1 protein-coding gene is annotated in these 2,778 nt (G+C 62.2%); it reads left to right on the forward strand.

The window, feature by feature from the left end; all coding sequences use genetic code 11:
- Positions 1-112 precede the first annotated feature (112 nt).
- Positions 113-1,537 (forward strand): recombinase family protein, encoded by a 1,425-nt coding sequence (locus tag P1T08_18640; protein ID MDF1598091.1) that lies wholly within the window; start codon positions 113-115, stop codon positions 1,535-1,537.
- Positions 1,538-2,778 lie beyond the last annotated feature (1,241 nt).

Consider the following 2,778-nt stretch of genomic DNA (forward strand, 5'->3'; position numbering starts at 1 on the left):
TCCTATTACGAGGCGCGACCTCCATCACTCGACGGGGAGGGCGAGATCTCCCTTCGAGGGCTGGTGAAGGTCGTGCTAGCGATCTATCACTTTTCGTACTATTCTAGGATTCGTGAGTCAGCGTTCGTCGGTCAGGGCCGCAGCCATCTATTGCAGGATCAGCCGAGACGCTGGTGGCGAGGGTCTTGGAGTGGCTCGTCAAGAGAAGTTATGTCGGAAGCTCGCTGTCGAGAAGGGATGGCCCGTCGCGGGGGTATATACCGACAACGACCTGTCGGCGTATGCCGGCGCCCCACGACCGGCATACGAGGAGCTCATCGGCGATCTCGAGGCGGGCGTGGTTGATGCCGTGTTGGTCGTCGACCAAGATCGACTGACGCGATATCCCCGCGAGCTCGAGGACTTCATCATCCGAGCCGACAGGCTCGGCATTGCACTCGCCAACGTCTCGGGAGAGATTGATCTCGGGACCTCCGATGGTCGGTTCCGGGCCCGAATCCTCGGAGCAGTCGCGCGTCAGGAATCTGAGAAGAAGTCTGAGAGACTGAAGCGCCAACGGGAGCAGCAGGCGCAGATGGGGCTTCCGACAGGGGGTCGGAGGCGCTTTGGGTACCGGGCTGCTCGCGATGATCAGGGGCGACCCTCCTTGACCATCGTCGAGGAGGAAGCCGAGATCGTGCGAGAAGCGGCTCGACGGTTCCTTGGTGGTGAATCACTGCGCGCGATTGCCTCGGACTTCAATCTTCGTGGCGTGTCAACTGTGACTGGCGCCCCATGGCGAGTGACCACTTTGAGGACGCTTCTCACGGGGCCGCAGTTGGCAGGCCTTCGAGTTCATCATGGTGAGATCATTGGGAACGCAGCATGGGAGCCGATCCTCGATCGGAACACCTGGGAGCAGATCAGGGCCAAGATCGGGGATCCGAGGAGGTCGCAAGGGGGGCGGCCGCCGTCCTATCTGCTGACAGGCATGCTGCGGTGTGGCCGCTGCGGTGCCACCCTGCATTCGTCGCGACGGGCTGATGGTTCCCGCCGCTACATGTGCAACAGCGGGGCTGCTCAGGGTCCGTGTGGCAGAACCGCCGTGACGGCGGGCCCTCTCGAAGAGGAAGTCACAGAGCAGCTCCTTGGTGCACTTGGGGGTCCACCGCTTTGGCGTGTACTTGACCGAAGCGACGACATCGACGCACAGAAGATCACAAGGCAGCTGATATCTGACGAGGAATCGTTGGAACGGTTAGCTCGGGACCACTATGTGGAGCGTGCCATCAGCCGACGGGAATTCCTTACTGCTCGCGACGCCCTTCAACGACGTATCGAAGAGAACATGGCCTCGCTCAAGGTGCCGGCGAGCAGGGCGGCGCTTGCCGGGCTGCCTGGGACCCTCGATGAGCTGCGTCTCACCTGGGCCGCGCTCGACATCGATCGCCAACGGGCGATCTTGCAGGCGGTCGTCGAAGAGATCGTTGTTAAGCCGGGTAGGCCCGGGCGACGGTATTTCGATCCTGCACGGATCGAGGTCCACTGGCGGGCGTGACCCGTTTGGTGGTTCGACCTCACGCTATCCCGTGCCCCGGGATCCGTTGTCTGTCGTGGAGAGTCGCCAGGACCGCTGCCACCCGTGCCAGCACGATGGGGTCTTCTACGTGGTCGGGTAGTCCAGCTGCCCGGCGAGAAGCAGCAGCGGGGTTGGCCTCAGACTTGGCTTCCGTGGTTGATTCGGAGTGAGCCGATCGGAGCCCTGTGGGAACTGGATGCGATATGACAACAGTCACCGACGACTCCGCATGGTGGCGATCGAAGTTCGAGGTCGATCATCACCTGTAACCCTTTCACCAGAATGCCAAGCCGCACCCGTCCGTCTCCAGGCGTTGGGTGACCCCGATTGGAGGGTTTCTGACAGGGTTACTGACACTCTGATGACAGGGTGCGATGCGACGCTCTGTGCATGGCGGTGTCGCCTCCGTTGATCTCGGACAGCTCTGGTGGGTATTTGAGGGCGCCCTGCATTGAGATGACAGGGTTGTCGCGTCGGGCGTTGGTGGGCGCCTCGTAGGTGGACGATGGTGACGGATTCGCGAATTCGCCCCCGCGCCTTTGCACCTGCCTTCTGGCGAGCCGGCAGGGCTCTGCAGGCGTTCTTTGAGTATCCGGGCATGACGAGATCGTGACCTGTCACCCTCGTAAACCACTCGCAGAAACCCTCGCAAGGAACCGTCGCAAACCGCTCGGTCATCTGGCCGTCCCCGACTACTCGGGAGGTGTTGGAGGTTCGACGTTGCCTGTCACCCTCGGGAGAGAAGGTCGATGAAGGACCCTCCGGGTGGTCGCCTGGAACCCCGGCCGGCCTGGTCGACGCCTGGTGGGCTTGTCCGTGGTCCTTTCCTCCGTGACTGGTTGGAGGATTCCCGGTCGCAAAAGGCCCCTTGTCCTTGCCCCCGGGGGGCTCCTCTGTCCGTCAAGAACGGCCCTCTCGAAACTCTCTCCTCTCGTACCGTCCACTGCAACCGGCATCCCCGTCGACTCAGAAGTGATTCTGCGAATGATTTGCGAGGGTCCTTGTTCAAGATCGCAGGAGATCAGATCTTGGTAAGGGAGAGCCGTATGTCGAACAGCCACCGCCAGCACATCAGCACCCGCGGGAACCGGACCGACAGCTCAACCCGCCTCGCATCCAACCCCACTCGATATCACACGCACGTGCAACACTTCCTGTGTCAAGCCCTGGGTGGTTTGGTTGGTGTTGTCAGGGCGCGTGGGAGTGGGGCCGCGGCGCGG

This window comes from Acidimicrobiia bacterium (assembly GCA_029210695.1).
Classification (GTDB): Bacteria; Actinomycetota; Acidimicrobiia; order Spongiisociales; family JAHEDJ01; genus JAHEDJ01.